Source organism: Symbiobacterium thermophilum IAM 14863 (genome assembly GCF_000009905.1).
Lineage (GTDB): Bacteria > Bacillota > Sulfobacillia > Symbiobacteriales > Symbiobacteriaceae > Symbiobacterium > Symbiobacterium thermophilum.
Window position 1 is genome coordinate 448737 of record NC_006177.1, and the last position, 19587, is coordinate 468323.

General features: G+C 69.1%; 22 protein-coding genes. 18 read left to right on the plus strand and 4 right to left on the minus strand.

All coding sequences use genetic code 11. The features are described 5' to 3' along the window. The first annotated feature begins 11 nt into the window (after nucleotides 1-11). The 7 genes from STH_RS02160 to STH_RS18635 all read left to right on the plus strand — a co-directional run bounded on the left by STH_RS02160 (nucleotide 12) and on the right by STH_RS18635 (nucleotide 7149). Nucleotides 12-1364: a dihydrolipoamide acetyltransferase family protein gene (locus STH_RS02160; RefSeq protein ID WP_011194547.1), complete on the plus strand. Its 1353-nt coding sequence runs from the start codon at nucleotides 12-14 to the stop codon at nucleotides 1362-1364. Between the two features lie 9 nt (nucleotides 1365-1373). Beyond that, nucleotides 1374-2786 carry a dihydrolipoyl dehydrogenase gene (gene lpdA, locus STH_RS02165; RefSeq protein ID WP_011194548.1) on the plus strand — a complete coding sequence of 471 codons (1413 nt, stop codon included), beginning with the start codon at nucleotides 1374-1376 and terminating at the stop codon, nucleotides 2784-2786. A gap of 111 nt (nucleotides 2787-2897) precedes the next feature. Then, nucleotides 2898-3584 carry a response regulator transcription factor gene (locus STH_RS02170; protein ID WP_011194549.1) on the plus strand — a complete coding sequence of 229 codons (687 nt, stop codon included), beginning with the start codon at nucleotides 2898-2900 and terminating at the stop codon, nucleotides 3582-3584. Nucleotides 3585-3591: 7 nt separating this feature from the next. Next, complete coding sequence (locus STH_RS02175; RefSeq protein WP_011194550.1) at nucleotides 3592-4968, plus strand: sensor histidine kinase; 1377 nt, start codon at nucleotides 3592-3594, stop codon at nucleotides 4966-4968. A 99-nt stretch (nucleotides 4969-5067) separates the two neighbouring features. Further along, the gene (locus tag STH_RS02180) at nucleotides 5068-6507 is read left to right on the plus strand and encodes a S1C family serine protease (RefSeq protein ID WP_011194551.1); all 1440 of its coding nucleotides are present in this window, start codon (nucleotides 5068-5070) and stop codon (nucleotides 6505-6507) included. An 80-nt stretch (nucleotides 6508-6587) separates the two neighbouring features. Beyond that, nucleotides 6588-6776, plus strand: coding sequence for a hypothetical protein (locus STH_RS18230; protein WP_043713078.1), 189 nt, complete (start codon nucleotides 6588-6590; stop codon nucleotides 6774-6776). 130 nt (nucleotides 6777-6906) lie between these two features. Then, nucleotides 6907-7149: a YkuS family protein gene (locus tag STH_RS18635; RefSeq protein WP_043713082.1), complete on the plus strand. Its 243-nt coding sequence runs from the start codon at nucleotides 6907-6909 to the stop codon at nucleotides 7147-7149. Nucleotides 7150-7195: 46 nt separating this feature from the next. Here STH_RS18635 and STH_RS02195 read toward each other — a convergent pair whose 3' ends face one another. Next, nucleotides 7196-7393, minus strand: a complete 198-nt coding sequence (locus tag STH_RS02195; RefSeq protein ID WP_011194553.1) for a hypothetical protein — start codon at nucleotides 7391-7393, stop codon at nucleotides 7196-7198. Nucleotides 7394-7417: 24 nt separating this feature from the next. Next, nucleotides 7418-7651 (minus strand): DUF1540 domain-containing protein, encoded by a 234-nt coding sequence (locus tag STH_RS02200; RefSeq protein WP_011194554.1) that lies wholly within the window; start codon nucleotides 7649-7651, stop codon nucleotides 7418-7420. Nucleotides 7652-8077: 426 nt separating this feature from the next. Here STH_RS02200 and speD point away from each other — a divergent pair, with 426 nt between their 5' ends. From speD to STH_RS02230, 6 genes are all read left to right on the plus strand, one after another. After that, nucleotides 8078-8476, plus strand: a complete 399-nt coding sequence (speD, locus tag STH_RS02205) for an adenosylmethionine decarboxylase (protein WP_011194555.1) — start codon at nucleotides 8078-8080, stop codon at nucleotides 8474-8476. A gap of 209 nt (nucleotides 8477-8685) precedes the next feature. Next, complete coding sequence (locus STH_RS16750) at nucleotides 8686-9549, plus strand: M50 family metallopeptidase (RefSeq protein ID WP_011194556.1); 864 nt, start codon at nucleotides 8686-8688, stop codon at nucleotides 9547-9549. 82 nt (nucleotides 9550-9631) lie between these two features. Then, the gene (locus STH_RS02215; protein WP_011194557.1) at nucleotides 9632-11542 is read left to right on the plus strand and encodes a TIGR03960 family B12-binding radical SAM protein; all 1911 of its coding nucleotides are present in this window, start codon (nucleotides 9632-9634) and stop codon (nucleotides 11540-11542) included. Then, on the plus strand, nucleotides 11517-12197 hold the full coding sequence (locus STH_RS02220; protein WP_050742056.1) for a TIGR03936 family radical SAM-associated protein: 681 nt from the start codon (nucleotides 11517-11519) through the stop codon (nucleotides 12195-12197). Before STH_RS02215 ends, STH_RS02220 begins: the two co-directional genes overlap by 26 nt. Nucleotides 12198-12323: 126 nt before the next feature. Next, on the plus strand, nucleotides 12324-12710 hold the full coding sequence (locus STH_RS17780; RefSeq protein ID WP_050742057.1) for a DUF4342 domain-containing protein: 387 nt from the start codon (nucleotides 12324-12326) through the stop codon (nucleotides 12708-12710). Nucleotides 12711-12863: 153 nt separating this feature from the next. Then, nucleotides 12864-14567 (plus strand): Rne/Rng family ribonuclease, encoded by a 1704-nt coding sequence (locus tag STH_RS02230; RefSeq protein ID WP_011194560.1) that lies wholly within the window; start codon nucleotides 12864-12866, stop codon nucleotides 14565-14567. Between the two features lie 78 nt (nucleotides 14568-14645). Here the strand turns inward: STH_RS02230 and STH_RS02235 are convergent, their stop codons facing one another. Together STH_RS02235 and STH_RS02240 are read right to left on the minus strand one after the other, a co-directional pair. After that, a complete protein-coding gene (locus tag STH_RS02235; RefSeq protein ID WP_050742058.1) occupies nucleotides 14646-16271 on the minus strand; it encodes a glycerol-3-phosphate dehydrogenase/oxidase in 1626 nt (541 codons plus the stop codon). Nucleotides 16272-16413: 142 nt separating this feature from the next. Continuing rightward, nucleotides 16414-16602, minus strand: a complete 189-nt coding sequence (locus STH_RS02240; RefSeq protein ID WP_011194562.1) for a hypothetical protein — start codon at nucleotides 16600-16602, stop codon at nucleotides 16414-16416. Nucleotides 16603-16897: 295 nt separating this feature from the next. Between STH_RS02240 and rplU the strand changes: the two genes are divergently transcribed. The 5 genes from rplU to yhbY all read left to right on the plus strand — a co-directional run bounded on the left by rplU (nucleotide 16898) and on the right by yhbY (nucleotide 19575). Beyond that, entirely contained in the window at nucleotides 16898-17212 is a 315-nt protein-coding gene (rplU, locus tag STH_RS02245; RefSeq protein ID WP_011194563.1) for a 50S ribosomal protein L21, read from the plus strand. Nucleotides 17213-17216: 4 nt separating this feature from the next. After that, nucleotides 17217-17546 carry a ribosomal-processing cysteine protease Prp gene (locus tag STH_RS02250; RefSeq protein ID WP_011194564.1) on the plus strand — a complete coding sequence of 110 codons (330 nt, stop codon included), beginning with the start codon at nucleotides 17217-17219 and terminating at the stop codon, nucleotides 17544-17546. A 4-nt stretch (nucleotides 17547-17550) separates the two neighbouring features. Continuing rightward, nucleotides 17551-17838: a 50S ribosomal protein L27 gene (gene rpmA, locus STH_RS02255; RefSeq protein WP_011194565.1), complete on the plus strand. Its 288-nt coding sequence runs from the start codon at nucleotides 17551-17553 to the stop codon at nucleotides 17836-17838. 122 nt (nucleotides 17839-17960) lie between these two features. After that, on the plus strand, nucleotides 17961-19238 hold the full coding sequence (gene obgE / locus STH_RS02260) for a GTPase ObgE (RefSeq protein WP_011194566.1): 1278 nt from the start codon (nucleotides 17961-17963) through the stop codon (nucleotides 19236-19238). A 40-nt stretch (nucleotides 19239-19278) separates the two neighbouring features. Then, the gene (gene yhbY, locus STH_RS02265) at nucleotides 19279-19575 is read left to right on the plus strand and encodes a ribosome assembly RNA-binding protein YhbY (protein WP_011194567.1); all 297 of its coding nucleotides are present in this window, start codon (nucleotides 19279-19281) and stop codon (nucleotides 19573-19575) included. Nucleotides 19576-19587 lie beyond the last annotated feature (12 nt).

Here is a 19587-nt window from a genome sequence, read left to right on the forward strand (position 1 = left end):
TAGGCGGAACCATGGCATACGAATTCAAGCTGCCCGACGTGGGCGAGGGGCTGCACGAAGCGGAACTCCTGCGCTGGCTGGTGAAGGAGGGCGACACCGTCACCGAGGACCAGCCGATCATGGAGGTGCAGACCGACAAGGCTACAGTGGAGATCACCTCCCCGGTCAACGGCCGGGTGGTCAAGCTGCTGGGCCAGCCGGGCGACATTCTGAAGGTCCACAGCGTCGTCGTCATCTTCGATGACGGTTCGCCGGGCGCGCTGCCGACGGCCGGTGAGGTCGCCTCCGGCGTGGCCGCAGCCGCGCCGGCCGGGGCGCAGCCGCAGGCGTCGCTGGACGTGCCGGCACCGGCCGCGCAGCCCGCTCCCGCCCCGGCCGCGCCGCCCGCTCCCGCCCCGGCCCCGGCGGCTGGCGCCGGGCCTGCGGACCGGCCGCGGCGCGCCCTGGCCACCCCGGCCACCCGACGGCTGGCCCGGGAGCTGGGGGTCGACATCAACCAGGTGCCCGGCACCGGCCCTGCGGGGCGCGTGACCAGTGACGATGTCCGGGCCTTCGCCGCACGGCGGACCGCGCCTGCCCCTGCGCAGGCCCCGACCCAGGCTCCCACCGAAGCGGCTGCCCCCACCCCGGCTACCCCCGCCCCGGCTGCCCCTGCGGAGGCGGACGACGAGCGCATCCCGCTGCGGGGCATCCGGAAGGTCATTGCCGAACGGATGGTGAAGTCGAAATATACGGCTCCGCACGTTACGACCGTAGAAGAGGTGGATATGACGGAGCTGATGGCGTTCCGCGCCCAGGCCAAGGAGCTGGCCGCGCGGAAGGGCATCAAGCTGTCGTTCATGCCGTTCATCATCAAGGCGGTCGTCGCCGCCCTGCGGGAGTTCCCGTATCTCAACGCCTCCATCGACGACGAGGCGCAGGAGATCGTCCTGCACAAGCGCTACCACATCGGCTTCGCGCTGGACACGGACGCCGGCCTGCTGGTGCCCGTGATCAAGGACGCCGACCGGAAGCCGGTTTTCGCCATCGCACAGGAGATGAACGACCTGATCGCCCGCGGGCGGGAGGGGAAGCTGGCGCCGGACGAGATGCGGGGCTCCACGTTCACCATCTCCAACCAGGGCTCCATCGGCGGCCTGTTCTTCACTCCGGTGATCAACTACCCCGAGGTGGCGATCCTCGGCATCGGGAAGACCCAGCCGCGGCCGGTGGTGCGGGACGGCGAGATCGTCATCCGGCAGATGGCGCACCTGGCGCTTTCCTTCGATCACCGGCTGATCGACGGCGGCATGGCCACCCGCTTCCTGAACCGCCTCGCGGAGCTGCTCAGCGATCCAACCCTGCTCATGATGGAGGCGATGTAAACCGTGGTCATGGGTTCCATCAAGACCGGCACCGATGTGGTGGTCATCGGTGCGGGGCCCGGGGGATACGTGGCCGCCCAGCGGGCGTCGCAGCTGGGCCTGGACGTCACTCTGATCGAACGCGAGGAGCTGGGCGGGACGTGCCTGAACCATGGCTGCATCCCGTCCAAGGCCCTGATCTCCGTTGGCGACCTGCTCTACAAGGTCAACAACGCCGCCGAACGGGGGCTGGTGGTCAAGGGCAGCGTCGAGGTCGACTTCGCCAAGACGCAGGAGTGGAAGGAGACCAAGGTAATCAAGCGGCTCACCTCGGGCGTGGCCTCGCTGATGAAGGCGGGGCAGGTGGAGGTGGTGAAGGGCACGGCCCGCTTCACCGACCCCCACTCCCTGGAGGTGGAGCTGAACGACGGTGGCACGGCCGCGTACACCTTCAAGCACGCGATCATCGCGACGGGCTCCACGGCCGTCAACCCGTCCTTCTTCCCCCTGGACGGGGAGAACGTCGTCGACGCCCGGGGCGCCCTGGCGTTCCGGGAGATCCCGCCCCGGTTCGTGGTGGTGGGCGGCGGCTACATCGGTGTGGAACTGGGCATCGCCTACGCCAAGCTCGGGTCGAAGGTGACGATTGTCGAGGCGACCGGCCAGCTCCTGCCCGGCACCGACCCTGACCTGGTGAACGTGCTGATGCGCCGGCTCAGGCGGCTCGGCGTGACGGTCATGCTCAACGCCCGGGCGTCGGGCGGCCTGCAGAACGGCAAGGTGAAGGTGCAGGACGGTGAGGGCAAGGTCCACGAGATCGAGGCGGACAAGGTGCTCGTCTCCGTCGGCCGGGTGCCCTACACCGAGGGGCTGCACCTGGACAAGGCCGGCGTCCGGGTCGACGAGAAGGGCTTCATCCCGGTGGACGAGCAGATGCGGACCAACGTCCCGCACATCTACGCCATCGGCGACGTGTGCTCGCCGGTGATGCTGGCGCACAAGGCCAGCGCCCAGGGCCGGGTGGCTGCCGAGGCCATCGCCGGGCGGCCGTCCGCGGCCGACTGGCAGACGGTGCCCGCGGTGATCTTCACCGACCCGGAGATCGCCTACGTGGGGCTTACGGAGGCGCAGGCCCGGGAGAAGGGCTACGACCCCGTCGTTTCCCGGTACAACTTCGCCGCCGTGGGCCGGGCGCTCACCATGGGCGAGTCCGACGGCATGGTGAAGCTGGTGGGCGACCGGCAGAGCGGCCTCCTGCTGGGGGCGCAGATGGTCGGCCCGGAGGTGTCGGAGCTGATCGGCGAGATCGCCCTCGCGATCGAGATGGGCGCCCAGATGGAGGACGTGGCGCTGACGCCCCATTACCACCCGACACTGTCGGAAGGCATCCTGGAGGCGGCGCTCTCCTGGATGCACAGCATCGAAAAAGCCGGGCGCAAGTAGCGCAGGAGCGGGGCCGGAGGGAGCATCCCTCCGGCCCCGCCTTTCCCTTTGGCAGCGGCGGGCTTGTCTCCTATACTTAAAGGTGATACGGGCGCAAAGGGGTGATTCCGCATGTCGCTCCGGGTTCTGGTTGTGGACGACGATCCCAAGATCACCGCCTTCCTGCGCAGGAGCCTGACGCTGGAGGGATACGACGTCGCCGTCGCCAACAGCGGCACGGAGGCGTTGCGCAGCGTCACGGCCTCCCCGCCTGACCTCATGGTGCTGGACATCATGATGCCCGACGTCGACGGGCTGGAGGTGTGCCGTCGCATTCGGGCGGCCGGGGAGACCTTTCCCATCCTGATGCTGACGGCGCGGGACGCTGTCAGCGACCGGGTGAAGGGGCTCGACCAGGGCGCCGACGACTACCTGGTCAAGCCGTTCGCCCTGGAGGAACTGCTGGCCCGGCTGCGGGCCCTGAGCCGCCGGGGCGCCCCCGCCCAGGGGGAAGACGGGCACCGGGTGCTGCAGTACGCGGACCTGCGGCTGGACACCGCCACGCGCGAGGCCTACCGCGGCGACCGGCAGATCTCGCTCACGGCCAAGGAATACGAACTGCTTCACCTCTTTCTCTCGCACCCGCGCCAGGTGCTCACCCGCGACACCCTGATGGAGAAGGTGTGGGGCTACGACTACTCCGGCGAATCCAATGTGCTGGAGGTCTACGTGGCCTACCTCCGCAACAAGCTCGAAGCCGGAGGGGAGCCGCGGCTGATCCAGACGGTGCGGGGCGTCGGGTACGTTCTGAAGGAGTGAGCCACAAGTGTCGCTTCGCCTGCGGCTCGCCCTGTTCTACACGGGGCAGCTCGTGGTTGCCCTGCTGCTGTTCAGCTTCCTGATGTACGGCGTGCTGCGGTGGAACTACATCCGGGAGGTGGATGCCTCCCTGTACTCCGTGGCCTGGCGGGTGGCCGAGAGCATGCAGCGGTACTGGCGTATCCCGTCGCTGAAAGGCCTCGCCGACCGGTCGACCTTCATCCTGGTGCGCACCGACGAGCTGGTCATCGCGCAGTCCACCGACTTCGGCACCTTCCCCGTGCCCGCGGAGGCGATGGCCGGCCGGGCCACCTACACCACCGAGCGGGACGTCAACGGGGAGCCCTACCGGCTCTACACCCTGCCCGTCTACGTCAACGGCGAGCCGGTGTTCTGGGTGCAGGTGGCGCAACCCTTGCAACTGTTGGAGCGGGTGCTTACGACCCTCCGGCCCATCCTCGGCGCCGGGATCGCCGGCTTCGCCCTCCTCACGGGCGCCGCGGCCTGGTGGCTGGCGGGCCGGGCGATCGCCCCGGTGCAGCGGGTGGCCAGCGCGGCGGAGTCTGTCGGGCAGTCTGCGGACCTCAGCCTGCGGGTGCCGTACCAGGGGCCCCAGGACGAGGTGGGCCGCCTCGTCCACACGTTCAACGGGATGCTGGACCAGTTGCAGGAGCTCTACGCGCGCCTGGCGACGGCGGTGGATGCCCAGAAGCGTTTCGTTGCCGACGCCTCCCACGAGCTGCGCACGCCGCTCACCATCATCCGGGGCAACATCGACTACCTGGAGCGGGCCGGCACACTGGACCCTGAGGCCCTCGCCGACATGAAGGCGGAGGCCGCCCGCATGTCGGAGCTGCTGGAGGAGCTTCTGGCGATGGCCCGGGCCGATGCCGGCCAGACGCCGGAGCTCGAGCCGCTGGCCCTGGGCCCGCTGGTGCGCGACGTCTGCCGCCGGGCCGGGGCCCTGCCGCATCAGGTCGACTTCGTGGTCGAGCTTCCGCCGGCGCTGGACCGAATCATGGTGCTGGGCCACGCCGAGTGGCTGCGCCGCGCCCTGCTCATTCTCCTGGACAACGCGTTCAAGTACACCCCCAGCGGGTCGGTGACCGTGCGGGCCGGCCGGCAGGGCGAGGGCGTCGTCCTGCAGGTGATCGACACCGGCCCCGGCATTCCGCCGGAGGACCTGCCCCGGGTCTTCGACCGGTTCTTCCGCGGGGACCCGGCCCGTTCCCGGGGCGGCAGCGGGCTGGGGCTGGCCATCGCGTCGTGGGTGGCGGGCCTGCACGGGGGCCGGCTCACCGCGGAGAGCAAGGTCGGCGAGGGGTCGACGTTCAGCCTGTGGCTGCCCGTCTACCGGCCGGCCGCGGGCGGAACGAATTCTTAGGTTTCCTTAAGTGAACGTTCAGTTGTGTTTCAGCCGGGCGTCCTATGCTGGTATCAGCAAGGATCGTGAAATTCGGGGTGCATAAGGAGGACGCCACCCATGTACGATGATAAGTTCAATGATCCGTTCGGTCGCAGACCGGAAGGGAACCCGGAAGAGCCGGTCGACCAGGACCGGACCGCCGCGTCGGAGCAGCCGGCCAGGGCGGAGGAGCCGATGACGCCCGTCGAGCCGGTCGCCGGGGGGGCTTCGGCGGAGCAGGCGGAGTCCCGCCCCGAGCTGGAGCTGCCCGAGATTCCGGAGACGCCGGCCGTCACCGCTTCCCCGCCCGTGCTGTATGATCCGCCGCGCTTTGAGCCGCGGCCCAAGGAGAAGAAGGGCGGCTGGGGCCGCGGCTGGCGGCTCGCCGCAGGCGCGGTGGCCCTGGTGGTGCTGTCCGCCGCGGTCGGCAGCGGGTCCACGTACTACCTGCTGAAGGAGCACCTCGCCTCGCAGCCGGCGAACTACCAGCAGCCCGCGGCCCCGGGCGGTTCGGGCGCCCTGCAGCCGGTGGCCCAGACGGTGGCTGAGGTCGGGGCGAGCGTCATCCCCGAGATCTACAACCGGGTCGCGCCGGCCGTGGTGTCGGTGTACGTGGAGAGCTACAGGGGGTTCTACCGGAGCTCCGGTACGGGGTCCGGCTTCGTGGTGGATCCGGCGGGCTACATCCTGACTAACTACCACGTGGTCGACGGCGCCCAGCGCATTACCGTGCAGTTCATCGACGGCGAGACCATGACGGCCCGGGTCGTGGGCAAGGACAGCACCAGCGACCTGGCGGTGCTGAAGGTGGATCCCGGCGACAGGCAGCTGGTCGCCGCGACGCTGGGGGATTCCGACCGGGTGCAGGTGGGGGAGCTGGCCATCGCCATCGGCAACCCGTACGGCCACGCCTTCACCGTGACCGCCGGGATCGTCTCCGCCATCGGGCGGGAGATCGTGGAGCCGACGACCTCGATCCCCGGCGCGATCCAGACGGACGCGGCCATCAATCCAGGCAACTCGGGCGGGCCGCTGCTCAACAGCCGCGGCGAGGTCATCGGCGTGAACACGGCCATTGAGGCGCCGTCCCAGTGGTCGGGCAACGTCGGCCTCGGCTTTGCGGTGCCGATCAACACCGCCAAGGAGATCCTCCCGACGCTGATGGCCGGCCAGACGGTCCAGCGCCCGTATCTGGGCGTGTACCTGGAGGACGTGGACCAGTGGTACGCCCGTGTGCTGGGCCTGCGCACGGCCGAGGGCGCCGTGGTCACCCAGGTGGTGCCCGGCTCGGCGGCGGAGGAGGCGGGGCTGCGCTCGCCGCAGTACGACCGCGCCAACCGGCTCATCAGCGCCGACGTCATCGTCGCCCTGGACGGCGAGAAGGTGACGAACGCCGACGACCTGGTGAAGCGCATCCAGCAGCGCAAGGTGGGCGATCAGGTCGAGCTGACCGTCGCCCGCGACGGCCAGGAGCTGAAGGTGAAGGCGACTCTCGGCGCCCGGCCCACCGATCAGTAAGCCGAGCAGGCGTCGATTCCTCCCCGGTGGGGCAGACTAGCACTGCGGGCCGTCTGCCCGCACAAAGGAGGAATCGGACCATGACGAAGGAGAAGCGCCGGGCAGCGAAAACCGACGGCGATCCGGGCCGCGCGCAGCAGTTCGCCGGTCCGGATCACGGGGTCCCGTCGCTGGTGGCGATGGACAGCCCGGATGATCCAAAGACCGGGGCTCCGCGCGACGACGCGGGCCGGAACCGGGGCGGAACCCACGGCCGCGGCGGCCGCTGAGCGGCTGAGGCGTCGCCCGGACGCCCGCCAGATCCTGCTGCCCCGCCGCGGGCATGGAAGTCGACGACCCGCGCAGACTAAGTTCTGGCCTCCCGACCCGTACGACCAGACCTGTGCGGAGGTGTTGTCGATGCGCATCGCGGTGCAGGACGGGCTGGAGAATGTCAAGCAGGCCCTGCGCGCAGAGGGGTACCAGGTCACCCGCCTGACCCCCGGGAGCATGGAGGGCGTCGGTGCGGCCGTGGTCACCGGCCTGTCCAACAACTTCATGGGCATCCACGACACCGACGGGAACCTGTTCCCGGTGATCGACGCGACCGGCAAAACCGTCGAGGAGATCGTCCGGCAGGTGAAGGAGCGCGGCCTCCACTGAGGCCGGGGCCACAAAGAAAGGAAGGGGGGCGCTGGGCCCCCCTCCTTCACTGGATGCGGGACGGGTCCGGAGTCTGGCCGGCCAGCGCCTGCTGGGCGGCCTGGATCGCGTACTTGACCATGTTCCCTGCTTCTCTGGAGGTAAGCTGACCGTAGTCGCCGGGCTGGGCCCGGTCGCCGGCGCCCTGCAGGCGTGCAAAGTGCATCTTCGTCTCGTCGGAGAGCAAGGAGCGTCTGCGTGCCATGAGTTCCCCTCCCGTCTGGCTGCGTCACTTGGCGATGCGGCGAATGCCCGGCTTCGGCCCCTGCTGGTGGGGGATGAAGGTCTCGCACAGGGTGTGGTTGGATTGACGCGCCTCCCCGCCGATGTCGCCCACCTCCATGCCGGACTTCCCCAGCGCGGCGGGATCGGCCCGCACCATGATCTCCTCGGCGGCGCAGTTATCCCCGGCGGCGTAGTAGTAACAGCTGCTGACGGTGCAGCGGATCTGCTGACTGGCCATCGCGTTCACCTCCCCGACTAGTCTGGGCGCAAGCCAGGCCGTTCATACAGGCAAAGTGCAGCGCTCGCGGAAAGGGCGCGGGAATTTGTCTCCGTAGCCCTTGCAGGTGGGGGCGGAACGCGATATATTGTGAGAGGTTGCCACTCCAACTGGTGGGGCGACGATTCAGAAAAGACGGCGTGGCGCGTTACGGCCTTGACAATTCACTGTCTGCCCTGTACAATCCATGCTATTGCATGGTCTAGACAGGCTGGGCCACGTTGATCTGGAGGTTGAGATCGTCTCAACACAGTCTTGTGGAACCGAATAGGAACCTAGCACGCCTTAAAGGGTTGGGGCTGTGCCCGACTTTTCCCCCGTTGGCGTGACGATGGTCCCGTCTAGCTTGAGAGGGCTAGAAATGATTGCCGAAGGGGGAGTTCTACCATGGCCTACTCGACCTATGGCCGCCACATCACCATGGATCTGCGCGAGGTTGCCTTCGAGAAGCTGAACGACGTCCGGTTCTTGAAGGAGGTCATGTACGAGGCCGCAGCCCAGTGCGGAGCCACGGTGGTCGGTGAGAGTTTCGTCCAGTTCAGCCCTCAGGGCGTCACTGGCGTCCTGGTCCTGTCGGAGTCTCACCTCTCGATCCATACCTACCCTGAAGAGGGCTTTGCTGCGATCGACTGCTACACCTGCGGCTATACAGTCGATCCGGCCGTCGCCTGCGATTACCTGAAGGCGGCGTTGGGAGGTCGGGTAGTGGGTTATCGAGCCCTCCGCCGTGGTAGCGGAGCAATCGAGGACCTGACCACGCTGCACCTGGCCGCAGCCAACAACTAGGGAGGCGTACGACACAGCGTCCGCACTTGCGTTCTTCACGGGGCTTCCGGCAGGAGGCCTCGTTTTTGTCTGCCCGGCAGCGGCGAGTCCCCGCGCCGGTCCGCACGGGGCATGAAGCCGGCAGCCCGTCCATACACTCCGGGAGGAGGGGTGGAGATGGGCGGGAGAGCACAGCGTGAGGGGGGAATCGCTCCCTGAGGATCGGCAACGTGGCCGGCGTGCGGGTGGAGGTGCACTGGCTCTTCCTGCTGGCGCTCCTCGTCGCCGCCGTGAGCGGATACTACCTGGAGGCCCTGATCCTGCTCGGCTCGCTGGCGGCCCATGAACTGGCCCACCTGACGGTGGCCTGGCTGCTGGGGGTGGACATCGATTCGCTGGTCCTCACGCCCTTCGGCGGCATGGCCCGGCTGGACCCATCCCTCGACGCCGATCCCCAGTCGGAGGTCTCCGTGGCCCTGGCCGGGCCGGTGCAGTCGTTCCTGCTGGCCGGCCTCGCCAGCTTCCTCATGGGCGACCGGCTCTTCGACCCCTCCCTGGTGCGCTTCTTCTTTCAGGTCAACGCCAACCTCGCGTTCTTCAACCTGATCCCCGCCCTGCCCCTGGACGGCGGGCGCGCCCTGCGCGGGCTCCTGGCCCAGCGCTGGGGATACCGGACGACCACGGTGTGGATGGCCCGCCTCGGGCTGCTCTCAGGCGCGGCCATGCTGGCCGCGGCGCTGGGCGTGCTGGCCGCCGCCGGCCAGGTGTTCCTGACCCCGCTGGCCGGCGGCCTGTTCCTGGCCCTGGGGGCGATGGCGGAAGGGGAGGAGGCCGTGCTGCGCTCGTACCAGCAGTTCCTGCAGAAGCGCCGGCGGATGGCCCGCCAGCGGATCATCCCCGGCGGTACCCTCGTGGTGGTGGAGGGGACCCGGATCGGCGAGGTGCTGGAGCGGCTCTCCGCCCGCCGGTACCACCTGGTCCTGGTGGTGGACCGTTCGCTCCTGCCCGTCGGCACCCTGCACGAGGCGGAGATCCTGGACGCGTTCGAAGTGCTAGGCCCGCGGGCGACGGTGGAGCAGGTGTTGGATCTTTAACCCCGCGGTTTACTTACTCGCCGCTTTGGCGTAACATCGAAGCTAGGTGACCGCAATCACAGACAGGAAAAGGGGTGATGGCATGGCCGAGACCCTGCGCGAGCGCATCGAGCGCGTGCTTCCCCGGGTCTCCAAGCCCGCCCGCTACACCGGCGGCGAGTGGAACGCCGTGGTGAAGGATCACGCCAAGGTGGACGTCAAGGTCGCCTGGACGTTTCCCGACGCGTACGAGGTGGGCATGTCCCACCTGGGGTCGCTGATCATGTACCACCAGATCAACCGGCGGGACGACGCCTGCTGCGAGCGGGCGTACGCCCCCTGGACCGATATGGAGAAGGAGATGCGGGCGGAGGGGATCCCGCTCTTCACGCTGGAGACCTGGACGCCCGTCCGGGAGTTCGACATCATCGCCTTCCCGCTGCTTTACGAGCTGACCTACACCAACCTGCTGACCTGCCTGGACCTGGCCGGGGTGCCGCTCCTCGCGGAGCAGCGCACCGAAGCCGATCCCCTGGTCATCGCCGGCGGCCCCTGCGCCTTCAACTGCGAGCCGCTGGCCCCGTTCCTGGACGTCGCGGTGCTGGGCGACGGCGAGGAGGTCATCCACGAGATCCTCGACGCCTACAAGGCCTGGCGGGACGCGGGGCGCAGGGACCGGAGGGAGCTGCTGCGGCGCATGGCGGGCATCACCGGCTGCTACGTGCCGAGCCTGTACGCGGTGGAGTACAACCCCGACGGCACCATCAAGGCGTACCGGCCCACCGAGCCCGGGGTGCCGGAGGTGGTGGAACGGGCGACGGTCAAGGATCTGGACAGCATCGACTACCCGACCCGGCCCGTGGTGCCCAACACCCAGATCGTCTTCGACCGGGCGCAGGTCGAGGTCTTCCGGGGCTGCACCCGCGGCTGCCGCTTCTGCCACGCGGGCTACATCACCCGGCCGGTGCGGGAGCGTTCGCCCGAGGTGGTGCAGCGGCTGGCCCGGGAGATCGTGAAGAACACCGGCTACAGCGAGCTGTCGCTGGTCTCCCTCTCCACGGCGGACTACACCGACGTGCAGCAGACGGTCAGCAGGCTGTCGGACCAGCTGCGCTGCGACGGCGTCAACGTCACCCTTCCCTCCACCCGGGTGGACGCCTTCTCGGTGGCGCTGGCGGACGCCGTGAGCAAGGTGCGCAAGGGATCGATCACCCTGGCGCCCGAGGGCGGCTCCGCCCGCATCCGGCGGGTGATCAACAAGACCGTGTCCGACCGGGACATCCGCGAGGCCATGCGGGCCGCCTTCCGCAGCGGCTACCGGGCCGTGAAGCTGTACTTCATCCTCGGCCTGCCCACCGAGACCGACGCCGACCTGGAGGCGATCGCCGAGAAGGGCCGCTGGGCCCTGGAGATCGCCGAGGAGGAGCTGGGCCGGCAGGAGGCGCGCAAGGTACGGGTGACCATCTCGGTCTCCGTCTTCGTGCCCAAGCCCCACACCCCGTTCCAGTTCGAGCCGCAGGTGACCCTGGCGGAGGCCCGCCGGCGCCAGGAGCACATCAAGCGCTTCCTGAAGGACCGGCGCATCGAGTATAAGTACCACGAGGCCGACGTGAGCCACATCGAGGCCCTGCTCTCGCTGGGAGACCGGCGGGTGGCCGCGGCCGTGCTGAAGGCGTGGCAGATGGGGGCCCGGTTCGACGGCTGGAACGAGCACTTCGACTACAACCTGTGGCTCCGGGCGTGCGCCGAGGCCGGCGTCGACGTGGCCTTCTACACCTACCGCCGGAAGGGCTACGGCGAGCGATTCGCCTGGGATCACCTCTCGCCGGGGCTCAGCCGGGAGTGGCTGATCGACGACCACCGCCGGGCGATGGCCGAGGTGGAGGTGGAGGACTGCCGCTGGGAGAACTGTGACCTGTGCGGCGTGTGCATGCGTTACGACGTGCTGCCGACACTGAAGCCCGCGGGCTTTGTGGGAGAGGACGAAATTGCGGTTACGGATTCGGCTGGCTAAGCTGGGGCTCGCCCGGTTCCTGTCGCATCTGGATTTTCAGCGGGTCGTGGAGCGCGGCCTGCGGCGCGCGGGACTGCCGCTGGCGTTCACCCAGGGGTTCAACCCGCACCCGCGCATCAGCTACGCCTCCGCCCTGGCGACGGGGACAAGCAGTGAGGGCGAGTTCATCGACGTGGACCTGACGGAACCCGTGGAGCCCGAGGCGTTCGTGTCCCGGGCCAACGCGGCCCTGCCGGCCGACGTGCGGCTGCTGGAGGCCCGCCCCGCCCCCGAGGGCGGCGAATCGCTCATGGCCCTGGTCAACGCCGCCGAGTACCGGCTGACGCTGCAGGGGGCCGACGAGGAGGCCCTGCGGCAGGCCGTGGCCCGGTTCCTGGAGGCAGAGCAGGTGGTGGTGACCCGGGAGGGTCCCGCCGGCTCCCGGTCCGTGGACATCCGCCCCCACGTATACAGCCTGGCGGTCGAGGGTCCCGGCGAGTTGCGGGCGCTGGTGCAGACCGGCTCCGCGGGCAACGTGCGGCCCGATGAGGTGGTGGCGGGCCTGATCCGGTGCGCGCCCGACCTCGCGGGGGTGGAGCTGGCGCTCGCCCACCGGCTGATGCTGTACCGGCGCGACCCCGAGACCGGGATCTGCGCCGAGCCCTGGTCCCTGTGACGCCTGTCTCCGGCGCCCTTTCGTCTGAAAAAGCGGCCGTCGGTTGAAGGGAAGGGGCCGCATCGGGACGTCCCACGAGTAGGACCGGTCACCGGTCGGTCGATGCCCGAGGAGGAGGGGGACTCGATGGAAGAACGGGAGAAGCTGGAGAAGATGGACCTCCTGCGCAACCGCTTCAAGATCTCTTACGCCCGGGCCCGGGAGGTGCTGGAGCAGAACGGCTGGGACGCGGTGGCCGCCGCGGTCCAGCTGGAGGAGGAGCAGACGCCGTCGGGCTTCTTCACCGAGGAGCTGAAGGTGAGCGGCCGGGACCTGGTGGAGACGCTGAAGCGGATTCTGCACGAGGGCAACGTCAACCGGATCATCGTGCGGGACCCCAAGGGCTATGAGATCCTCAACCTGCCCGTGGGCGGCGCCGTGGTCTTCGCCCTGGTGCTGCCGATGCTCACCGCTCTCAGCGCGGTCGTCATCCTGGCCCTGGACTACACGGTCGTGGTCGAGCGGAGTTCCTAGCCGACAGCCGCGAACAGCCCCCCGTCGGATCCGGGGGGCTTTGTCCGTCCGCCTTGGCCCGTGCAGGACTCGGCCGTTCTGGAGAAGAAAACCACTAAATTTGGGATACTAGTTCCCAGAGCAGCCATCCCCAGGAGAGAAGGGGCTTTTTTCATGCGCAAGGAGATACTCTTGACGGTCGACATCGACCAGACGCGCGCGGCGGTGCTGGAAGACGGCGAGCTGGTGGAGCTGTACATCGAGCAGCCCGTACATGAACGCATCGTCGGCAACATCTACAAGGGCAAGGTCGAGAACGTGCTGCCCGGCATGCAGGCCGCCTTCGTCAACATCGGCCTGGAGCGCAACGCCTTCCTGTACGTGGACGACGCCCAGCCCGGCCGGGCGCCGCTGGAGGGGGAGACGCCCCTGCCGCGGTCCGGGCGCCGGCCCACCATCGGCGAGCTGGTCAGGACCGGCCAGGACATCCTGGTCCAGGTGGCCAAGGAGCCCATCGGCACCAAGGGGGCGCGGGTCACCCGCAACATCACCCTGCCCGGGCGCTTCCTCGTCCTCATGCCTCACGTGGACTACGTCGGCGTCAGCCGGCGCATCACCGACGAGCGGGAGCGGGACCGGCTGAAGCAGATTGCCCACGCCGTGAAGCCCGACGGGATGGGGCTCATCGTGCGCACGGTGGCGGAGGGCGCCAGCGAGGAGGAACTGGCCCACGACGCCGCTTTCCTCGAGCGCCACTGGCAGCAGATCGCCGCCCGGGCCAGGACGGCCAGGGCGCCGTCCCTGGTCCACCACGACCAGGGGCTCATCCACCGGCTGGTGCGGGACGGGCTGGATGACTCCGTCAGCCTGTTCCTGGTGGACCAGCGGTCCGCCTACGACACCGCCCTCGCGGTGGTGGAGTTGCACGCGCCCCAGCTCAAAGACCGGGTCAAGCTCTACACCCGCAGCGACCAGACCCTCTTCGATTACTACGGCGTCGAGATGGAGATCGAGAAGGCGCTGCGCCGGCGAGTGTGGCTCAGGAGCGGCGGGTACATCATCATCGACCAGACCGAGGCGCTCACCGCCATCGACGTGAACACCGGCAAGTTCGTCGGCTCGACGAACCTGGCCGACACGGTCTTCCGCACGAACCTGGAGGCCGCCCGGGAGATCGCCCGGCAGCTGCGGCTCCGGGACATCGGCGGGATCATCATCATCGACTTCATCGACATGGACCGGGAGGACCACCGGCAGCAGGTGATCCAGGCCCTGGAGGAGGCTTTGAGGCGGGACCGCACCCGAGCCAACATCCTGGGGCTCACCCAGCTCGGCCTGCTCGAGATGACCCGCAAGAAGTCGCGCCAGAACCTGAGCGAGGTGCTCACCAAGCCCTGCCCCGCCTGCGACGGCCGGGGGAAGGTGCTCAACGAGCAGACCATGGCCCACCGGGTGCGGGCCGAGATCCGGCGCATCATGAAGCAGTCGTCCAGCGAAGCCCTGCTGATGGAGGTCCATCCCTCGGTGGCGGCCCTGGTGATCCGCCCCGGCGGGGCCAATCTGCGGGCGTTGGAGGAGGAGCTGGCCCGGACGATCTACATCCGCGGCAACAGCGAGGTTTCCCCCGACTCGTGGAGCCTGAAGGCCCTGGGCACCCGGGAGGAGGTGGAGGCCAAGGCGCTGCCGGTTTCCGCCGGCCAGGTGCTGCAGCTGCGCATCGAGGAGCCCCACGCCTCCAACGCGGCCGACGGCATCGCCAGGGTGGACGGCTACGTCATCGACGTGGCCGATGCCGGCCGCCTGGTGGGCCAGGTGGTGCCGGTGGAGATCCTGAAGGTGTTCCGCACGTACGCGAAAGGGCGCGTTGCCCCGCACTGAGCCACTTGGAGCGCGCAAGCCCCGGACCTGGCACGGCCAGGTCCGGGGCTCGTTGCTGCGTGCGGTCCGCAGCCCTCCTCATGCGCCGGCGGCCGCCTCCTGCCGCCACGCGAACATCCCGTCGATCTCCTGCTCGGCGGCGGCGATCTCCGCCTGCTTCTGCGCCTCGCTCCAGCCCAGCAGGGCGCCCATCTCGCCGGCCAGCGCGGGCAGCCAGGGCCGCCCGTTGTGCGCCGTGAAGAGCATGAGGTCGGTGCGCCGCCGGACCACGTCGACCAGGTGCATGGCCATCTCGGCCTTCACCGCGTACCGCGCCTGGGCCAGCCGCCAGCGCAGCTCCGGGTCGGGCGCCGCGACCTCCCGGGCCTCGGCGGCCACCTGGGCCAGGACCGCGCCGTACCGGTCGGCCAGCAGGTCAATGAGCCTCTCGGCCCCGCCGACCTCGGCAGCCAGCTGCCGCTTCAGCCCGCCGTCCGGCAGTTTCCCCTGCGCGCCGGGCAGGGGCGCCGTGCTGGCGGCGAGGTGCGCCGCGCTCCGGGTGGCCGGGAAGAGGTCGTCGACGATGTGGCTGGCCATGGCCCGGAAGGCGGTCAGCTTGCCGCCAGCCACCGTGACCAGCCCGGACGGGCTGTGGAAGAGCTTGTAGTCCCGGGTGGTCGCCGAGGGATCCGCCTCCTTCGCGGGCTTCAGGAGCGGCCGGAAGCCCGACCAGCCGGCGATGATGTCGTCGGTGGTCAGCCCCGCCTCCGGGAAGAGCCGGCGGGCGGCGTCCACCACGTACTCCACGTCCCACCGGGTGATCGAGTAGGCCGCCGGGTCGCCGTGGTGATCGGTGTCGGTGGTACCGATGTACGTGCAGTTGCCCGAGGGGACGGCGAACATCATGCGGCCGTCCCGGCCCCGCATCACCACCGCGTGCCGGATGGGCAGCCGATCGTGGGGCACCACCAGGTGGACGCCCTTGGTGAGCCGGAGGAGGGTCGGAGCGCCGGGGTCGTCCAGTTGGCGTACCGCGTCCGCCCACGGCCCCGCCGCGGCCAGCACCCGGTCCGCCCGGACGTCGAAGGTGTCGCCGGTCAGCTCGTCCCGCACCGTCGCCCCCACGATCCGGCCGCGGCTGTCCTTGCGGAACGCGGTCAGCCGGACGTAGTTGGCCACCGCGGCGCCGTGTGCGGCGGCGGACTGGATCACCTCCAGGGTCAGCCGGCCGTCGTCGGTGCGGCAGTCGGCGTAGAGCGCGCCGCCCTTCAGCCGGTCGGCCCTGAGCCACGGCTCCCGCTCCCGGAGCGGACCGGGCTTCAGCATCCTGTGCGGGATCGGGTTGCTCCGGCCCGCGAACCAGTCGTAGAGGGTCAGGCCGATGTTGAGCATCCACAACGGGTCGGGGTCGCCCTCGTAGACCGGGAACAGGAAGGTGGTGGCCTTGACCAGGTGCGGGGCCATGACCAGCAGGTTCTGCCGTTCCACCACCGACTCCCGGACGAGGCGGAACTCGAAGTTCTTCAGGTAGCGCAGGCCGCCGTGGATCAGCTTGGTGGAGCGGCTGCTGGTGGCGAAGGCGAAGTCGCTGGCCTCCACGAGGCCCACCTTCAGGCCGCGGAGGGCAGCCTCGCGGGCGACGCCGGCCCCCGTGATCCCGCCGCCGACCACCAGCAGGTCGAAGGATTCCGAGGCCAGGCGCCGGATCATCTCGGTACGGTTCATACGCACTCCCTCACAATCCAAAGGAAACAAGGAGAGCCACGGCCAACCGGAGGCGCCGCGCCGTGCACGGCTCCTCGCAGCTGCCGATGGCTCTCCTTGTCTCCACCATCGAGCTATGCGACTAGAATTATATCCGTTTGTTTCATTCTGGGTCAAGGCTCGGCGTGCTGTCGGGCCCGAGCCGGCACGCGCGCCGGCCGGCACCGAACAGAGCCACGGCCACGGCGGCGCTGAGGCCGAGCATCATCTGGCCGTTCACCACCAGCAGGAAGACGCCGACGGCGGACAGAAGGGTTGCGATCCAGATGAGCAGGTTGCGCCGGTTCCGCATGTTCATCCCTCCCCCGGCGGGCGCGATCTCACCTTCCGGTTGCCGTTGCGATCTTGCACGCAACTGAAATTATAATTCATATTCTCTAAAAACTCAATAGACATCCTGATATTCCCTGCGAACGCAACGGGCCGCCCCTGCATTGACACGGGCGGCCAACCCATGCTAACATTACATGTCGCCTCCGCGCGCCCCTTGCCGAGGGGCTGTGGTGGCAACCGCACGGGGCGGGTTCGGAAAACGCCGTTGGGCGTACCTGGCCGCCGGCGAGTCTACATCCTCGGAGGTGTTCCGTTTGACTTACGCGATCGTGGAGACGGGCGGCAAGCAGTACCGGGTCCAGGAGGGCGACACCCTGCGGGTCGAGAAGCTGACGGCCGGCGAGGGCGAGACCGTCGTGTTCGACAAGGTCCTGGCCATCAGCCGGGACGGCAAGGTGACCGTCGGCACGCCGTACATCGAGGGTGCCAAGGTGACTGCGAAGGTGGCCGCCCACGGCAAGGGGCCGAAGATCATCGTCTTCAAGTACCGCAACAAGACCAACTACCGGCGCAAGACCGGCCACCGGCAGCCGTTCACGGCGATCACCATCGAGTCCATCGAGGGGTAAGCCGGTGATCACGGTTCGGGTCGGCCGGGCGGAAGACGGCTCGGTGGTCTCCCTGGAGACCGAGGGGCATGCCGGCTACGCGGAGCCGGGCGAGGACATCGTCTGCGCCGGGGTGACGGCGCTGGTGGTGACGGCCCTGATCGGGCTGAAGCGGGTTGCGGGTCACCCCCACGAGGGGAAGGCCGTCAGCGGCAGGGCTTGGTGCAGGCTGCTGCCGGGGGGCACCCCTGAGTCCCGGCTGAAGGCCCAGGCCATCCTGGAGACCACGGTACTCGGACTGAAGGATATTGCGAAGGATTATAAGAATTATGTCCGCGTGACGGAGGGAGGCTGACCCCATGTTCCTTCAGCTGTTTGCGAGCAAGAAGGGCGTCGGCTCGACCAAGAACGGTCGTGACTCGAACCCTAAGTATCTGGGCGTGAAGAAGGGTGACGGCTCGCTCGTCACCGTCGGCCAGATCATCGTGCGCCAGCGGGGCACCAAGATTCACCCTGGTGCGAACGTCGGCCGCGGCAAGGACGACACCTTGTACGCGCTGGCGGACGGCATCGTGAAGTTCGGCCGCAAGGGGGCCAACCGGAAGCAGGTTTCGGTGGTGCCCATCCAGCTGGCCGTCGAGGCGTAAGGTGGATTCCGGAGGCCCCAGCACCCGGCGGTGCTGGGGCTTCTTCCACGAAGCCGCCGGCACATAAGCGCCTGCCGGCCGGCTAAGGATAGCGACGAGAATCCGGTCTGGGGCGTGATGCCATGTTCGTGGATGTGGCCCGCATTTACGTGAAAGGCGGCGACGGCGGGCGGGGCTCCAACTCGGTGCGGCGGGAGAAGTACGTCCCGCAGGGCGGCCCCTGGGGTGGCGACGGCGGCCGGGGCGGCGACGTGGTGTTCGTCGTCGACCCGGGGCTCAACACCCTGGTCGACTTCAAGTACCAGAAGCACTTCAAGGCCGAGCGGGGCGAGCACGGCGGCCCGAAGGGGATGCACGGCCGCAAGGGCGAGGACCTGGTCATCAAGGTGCCCCCGGGCACCGTGGTCAAGGACGACGACACCGGCGAGGTGCTCTTCGACCTGGTGGAGCCCGGCCAGCGGGCGGTGGTCGCCCGCGGCGGCCGCGGCGGCCGGGGCAACATGCGCTTCGCCACGCCCACCAACAAGTGCCCGACCTTCTACGAAAAGGGCGAGCCGGGTGAGGAGCGCTGGCTGCTGCTGGAGCTGAAGGTGGTCGCGGACGTGGGGCTGGTGGGCTTCCCCAACGCGGGCAAGTCCACGTTCCTGTCCGCGGTCAGCGCGGCCCGGCCGAAGATCGCCAATTACCCGTTCACCACCCTGACGCCCGTCCTGGGCGTCGTCGACCTGGGCGAGGGGCGCTCCTTCGTCATCGCCGACATCCCCGGCCTCATCGAGGGCGCACACCAGGGCGTGGGGCTGGGACACGAGTTCCTCCGCCACGTGGAGCGGACGAAGGTGCTGATCCACGTGCTGGACGGCGCGGGCACCGAGGGGCGGGACCCGCTCAGCGACTTCGATGTGATCCACAACGAGCTGCGCGCCTACAACCCGGAGCTGGCGGCGCGCCCGACCCTGGTGGCCTTCAACAAGATGGACCTGCCGGACGCCCGGGAGAACCTGCCCCGGGTCCGGGAGGCCCTGGAGAAGCGCGGCTACCGCGTCTTCCCGATCTCCGGCGCCACGCGGGAGGGCTTCCGCCCGCTGCTGGAGGCGGCGTACGACCTCATCCGGCAGTGGGTGCCCCCGGAGCCGGCGGCTCCCGAGGCGGAGATGGTCTACCGGCCCAAGGAGGAGGGCTGGCGGATCTACAAGTACGGCGGGGTGTGGCACGTGGAAGGCAAGGAGATCGAGCGGCTGGTGGCCATGACCATGTGGGAGAACGACGAGGCGGTCGCCCGCTTCCTGCGCATCCTGCGGCTGAAGGGCGTTGAGCAGGCCCTGCGGGAGGCCGGGGCGGAGGACGGGGACACGGTGCGGGTCTGCGATATCGAGTTCGAGCTGATGGCCGACCCCGTCTGACCGGCCGGGGCCGCCTGCGCGTGGAAAGGATGAGACGAGCATGGAGCTCAGGGGCAAGCAGAAGCGGTTCCTGCGGGCGATGGGCGTGACCATGAGCCCGATCCTGACCATCGGCAAGGACGGCGTGACCGAGAACGTCATCCGCCAGGCCGACGGGGCGCTCACGGCCCGGGAGCTGATCAAGGGACGGGTGCTGCAGACGGCGCCGGCCGAGCCGGAGGCTGTGGCGGCGCAGGTGGCCGAGCGCACCGGGGCCGCCCTGGTGCAGGTGCTGGGCCGGAACTTCCTGCTGTACCGGCGGAACCCGAAGGAGCCGAAGATCACGCTGCCGGAGTGACGAGGGGGGCGA